We start from the raw sequence: 4281 nt of genomic DNA on the forward strand, positions 1-4281 counted from the left end.
GCCTAGCGTATTGCGACAAATGCAAACCGAAGTCGCTGAGATTCTACAAATGGAGCGGGGTATTGATAAGCGTGTTAGTAAGCGAGAACGCATAGAGCCACGCAAATATGGAGCTATGAAAGAAAAAGAGCGTGAAGCTTTGAAACAGCAAAAAGAAAAATTTCAAGCAACAATAGACACTTTAGAGGGGCAAAAAGATAGATTAGCAGAAAATTTCAAAACAGCAAATGAGAATTTCAAAACAGCAGAAGCCACAATCAAAAGACACAACAAGCAAGAAAACGCTTTTCTTGATGAATTTGACGAGTTTTTAGGGACTGATACAAAAAAAATGAGCTTTGCGGATTCTAGAGAAACTCATAAACAAAAAATCAAAGAATTAAAAAATGAAAACCTTTCGCTTAAAGACCAAAAAACACGATTAGAGCAAGAACGCAAATCGTGGATAGGACAAGGATACACACAAGAAGAGTTTCAAAAATTAAGAGCTTTGGCTGAAAAAGGCAAAAGAGCCGATGAGCTTGAGAAAGAAATCCAAGCCTTGAAAGAAGCACATATCAGGGAATTACAAGAAAAAGAAAGACTAAAAAATGAACTTGTATTACAAAATGAAAAATTAGAAACAGAGAATTTAGAGTTAAAAGCTGAACTAGAATATATGCGAGAATCGCTCAAAAATGCCTCTAAAATCGTTGAAAATCAAAAAAACGATGTAGGACAGCTTGAAAGTGAAAAAAACGATTTTTTTGCTGATTTTGATGATGATTTAGACTTGTCTATTGACGATTCCGCATTCAAAGAAGCACAAGAGAAGCTACAAAGCATTAGGAAAAGGCGTTAATCCACAAACCAAACTCCAAGAGCGAGAGCCAAAAGAACAGCAACAAAAAATAGTGAGAGATACAGGCAGGGGCAGATAATATGCTATAATAAAAACGCCCCCAATCGTAAGAAAGGGGGCTAAACTCAATTAAAGGACGCACTATGAAGCGACATAGTAAAAAGCGTCCAGTGCGAGTATTATATCTCAACTTTTGCCTATTTGGGTTTAAGTTTGAAATATTACTCAAACGCTAACGCTTTGGGGCTTTATGCCCCGCCCTTTAATGAGTGATTTTCTCCCTTAAAAACAAAGCTCTTAGACTAGAATCCACAAACCAAACTCCACTATTCCACACCAACACCAAACCACAGAGCGAAGCTAGAGCCGATGGAGACGACAAAGTCGGCGACAATATCGGCGGAGCTATGGAATTGAAAGCGACAGCTTGAAACAAATCAAAGAGAATGAAACGCAGTGAAATTCTCACTTAAACAGCCCACAGCGTAGCACGAGGTGCGGAGCAAGTGAGCCAAAGGCGAACGCCTAGTAAAAAAATAATGGGGATTTTGCGGAACGCAGTGGAGCAAAATGTCCTATTATACATTTAAGTCAGTTTTTGATTTTATTTTCGCACATTTTTTGGATTTTTTGGGTTGGATTTTGGGGGGTTTTGCCTTTTTTATTTCTTTTTAGATTCTTTTTTATATATTTTAGGCGGCTTGTAGAAGCGTGTGGCAGGGGGCTGTGGGACTATTAAGACTAGAAATTTCTACTATTAAGACTAGAAATTTCTACTATTAAGACTAGAAATTTCTACTATTAAGACTAGAAATTTCTACTATTAAGACTAGAAATATTTTTTATCTATTCTTATTTATCTTTTTATGTTAAATTAACGAAAAAATAAGATAAGGGTGGCATTATGAATAGAATCGTTAGATACCACAATGATTTGAATAAAGTAGGTTTGCCATTTACAGAACTACAACATAATGTGTTTATTGGCTTGATTTTTAATTTGAAAGACAAAATAAAAAATGGGAATGGACTAGCTGTCTTTACAGCTCAAGAAATCAACGAATTTGTAAAAGATAATGGATACACAAACAGACAATTATTTGAAGTGGTAGATGGTTTAAAACACAATCTCTTAAAAGCAGACTTTACAACCATTTCACAAGTTAGTAAAAATACCTTAGATACAGGCTATCACAATATTTTTAAGACATTTTGGATACGAGTCAATGTTATTGATAATAGTGAAATATCAACAGACAAACTACAACAGGCTTTTAAAATGCCTAATGGAATGATTTTTCAAAACTTTGAACATTTGCGAATTGAAATAAATCCAGATTTTGAACATATCATTGATGATATAAACTCAAATTTTACACGATTTGAGTTTGCTGAATTTATTTCTCTGAGCGGTAAATACACAAAAACACTTTATCGCTTGTTAAAACAATATCGCAACACAGGCTATATGCGGACAGAATGGCAAGACTTTATGCGGATTATGGATATTCCATACACAAGACAAACCGATATAGACCAATTCATTTTAAAACCAGCAATAAAAGAGCTTACCAAGCCCAGAAATCTTTTTGATAAAGAGCGAGTGCCATTTAAGAATCTACAATATACAAAAATCAAAGGCAAAGGGCGTGGGCGTGGCGGAAATGTCGTAGCCATAGAATTTAGATTTGACATTGAAAACCTAGAGCAAGAGCTTTTAGAATCTAATCATTTTTTTGATGAAAGCTTTAGAGCTGAACTTAAGAGAGCTAAAGAAAATTATCTTAGTAAGAATGGCGAATGGCTTTATATTAATAATATTACATATGCAGATTCTAAAATCATTTTAAATCTTTACAACAAAGACACACACAAAGATTTTAAACGCACTTACACAAAAGATGAATACGAAAGAGACATAAAACCTTTTATCATTAATGCCGCCAATATGCAAAAAGTGTTTTAAATGCCAAGAGCTAAAAAAAGACCGACATTCATCAAATCTCTAAGGGTAGATTCTGAAACTAAGCAATTTTTGGAGAGTTTAGAAAATGCAAATGAATTTGTATTACAACTTCTGCAAAGCACTGATGATTATCAAAAATTCATCAAGGCTTTAAGGGAAAAAGAAAATCAAAACCAGCCTAAATTGTTTTGATTTTCTGCTCCATTTTTCTCTTTTTTGCGTGGCGATTTTTTGCGGAACTCCGCATAAAATCTTGTCCTTGCTTCTTGCCCGAAACCTTATCAAATCTTAGCTTAAAAGTCCTGCTTACTTCGTAAGCGGTTTTAAGCTAAGATTTGATGTTTTCGGAAGCAATTCAGCAAAAGGGACACACGCTACAAAAAATAGAAAAAAGCCTCGCAGAGCAAATTACCACACTTGAGCTTGTGAATGTTTGGATAATTTGCAAATTATCCAAACATAAATGTTTTGTAATTTGCTTTTCATTTTCTATAATTTGCTATATTTCACAAGCTCAATACAGCAAAGAAAATGAAAAGGGGTAAAAATGACCGCTATAAATTACGAGAAATACTCAAATATGAATCGGCGACAACTTATAAACTCATTAATAAGTGCGGAGAAAAAAGAGCAGAAAATCAAAGCAGAAGCAGAAAGAAAGCTTAGTGAGACTAATGAGCTTATAAAGTTTCTCAAATCAAAAATTAAAGAAAGCCTAGATTCTCCAAAGTATGAATTTGTTACACGAGAACAATCTGGACTTAATAAAATTGCCAATGAAGTAAAAAATCAAATTTCAACACAAGAAAAAGAACAATTAAAAATTGAGATTCAACAAGAAATGAGTAAGGATTATGGCAATGAGCTATAATGTTGAATACGAAAAAAGAGTTGTTAAATTTTTAAAAAAATTAGCCAAATCAGCTCCAAGAGATTTTTTTAAAATAGACACATTTATCAATGAAAACTTGATAACTTGCGAGAATCCTTGCACCCTATCAAATGCAAGATATTTGCAAGGATTTAACGATAATCGCTATCGGTGGAGATTGGGAGATTACCGCATTATAGGCATTATTAAAAATGATGCTTTTCAAGTTATTCAAATTATCAAAATCGCTAAAAGAGACGAAAATACCTACAAAGGCTTGTAATGAGCCATATCTCAAGTATAAATTTCAAAAAATCAAAAGATTTTCAAGTATTCCATAACTCAACCATTCGCCCTAATTATGCCATTGGCGGAGAGCTAGAATGCAATCGCAAAGACTATGAAGCTTTAAAAATCAAACAAGAGTTGATAGAAAAAGCCAAAGAAGCCTATAAACGCACGAAACCCCCAAAAGCTCCAAATTTCAAAGCCAAAAGTTACGAGTGGAGTGCTGTTTGCAATATCAAGCCTGATACCACAATGCAGGATTTAGAAAGACTTGCAAAGCATTTTGAAACTAAGTATGGATTCCAATGCTATCAA

The 4281-nt window shown here is 34.0% G+C and carries 5 protein-coding genes and 2 pseudogenes; all 7 read left to right on the forward strand.

Going from position 1 to position 4281, the window contains the following annotated elements; translation table 11 throughout:
• A pseudogene (locus LS74_RS11100) lies at nucleotides 1-841 on the forward strand (hypothetical protein); the annotation flags it as partial.
• Between the two features lie 269 nt (nucleotides 842-1110).
• A complete protein-coding gene (locus LS74_RS11010) occupies nucleotides 1111-1272 on the forward strand; it encodes a hypothetical protein (protein WP_167480495.1) in 162 nt (53 codons plus the stop codon).
• A gap of 473 nt (nucleotides 1273-1745) precedes the next feature.
• Nucleotides 1746-2807, forward strand: coding sequence for a replication initiation protein (locus tag LS74_RS10625; RefSeq protein WP_138129143.1), 1062 nt, complete (start codon nucleotides 1746-1748; stop codon nucleotides 2805-2807).
• The gene (locus tag LS74_RS10630; RefSeq protein WP_034589497.1) at nucleotides 2808-2999 is read left to right on the forward strand and encodes a hypothetical protein; all 192 of its coding nucleotides are present in this window, start codon (nucleotides 2808-2810) and stop codon (nucleotides 2997-2999) included.
• Nucleotides 3000-3354: 355 nt separating this feature from the next.
• Nucleotides 3355-3678 carry a hypothetical protein gene (locus tag LS74_RS10635; RefSeq protein WP_034589500.1) on the forward strand — a complete coding sequence of 108 codons (324 nt, stop codon included), beginning with the start codon at nucleotides 3355-3357 and terminating at the stop codon, nucleotides 3676-3678.
• Nucleotides 3668-3961 carry a type II toxin-antitoxin system RelE family toxin gene (locus tag LS74_RS10640; protein WP_034589502.1) on the forward strand — a complete coding sequence of 98 codons (294 nt, stop codon included), beginning with the start codon at nucleotides 3668-3670 and terminating at the stop codon, nucleotides 3959-3961. Before LS74_RS10635 ends, LS74_RS10640 begins: the two co-directional genes overlap by 11 nt.
• Nucleotides 3961-4281, forward strand: a pseudogene (locus LS74_RS11590) (mobilization protein); the annotation flags it as partial. The gene LS74_RS10640 and the pseudogene LS74_RS11590, both read left to right, overlap by 1 nt.

This window comes from Helicobacter magdeburgensis (assembly GCF_000765825.2).
Lineage (GTDB): Bacteria > Campylobacterota > Campylobacteria > Campylobacterales > Helicobacteraceae > Helicobacter_C > Helicobacter_C magdeburgensis.

Bases quoted from the DNA above. Each gene is read 5' to 3' on its own strand.
- LS74_RS10625 (WP_138129143.1), top strand. From the start codon at position 1,746: ATGAATAGAATCGTTAGATACCACAATGATTTGAATAAAGTAGGTTTG.
- LS74_RS10635 (WP_034589500.1), top strand. From the start codon at position 3,355: ATGACCGCTATAAATTACGAGAAATACTCAAATATGAATCGGCGACAA.
- LS74_RS10630 (WP_034589497.1), top strand. From the start codon at position 2,808: ATGCCAAGAGCTAAAAAAAGACCGACATTCATCAAATCTCTAAGGGTA.
- LS74_RS10640 (WP_034589502.1), top strand. From the start codon at position 3,668: ATGAGCTATAATGTTGAATACGAAAAAAGAGTTGTTAAATTTTTAAAA.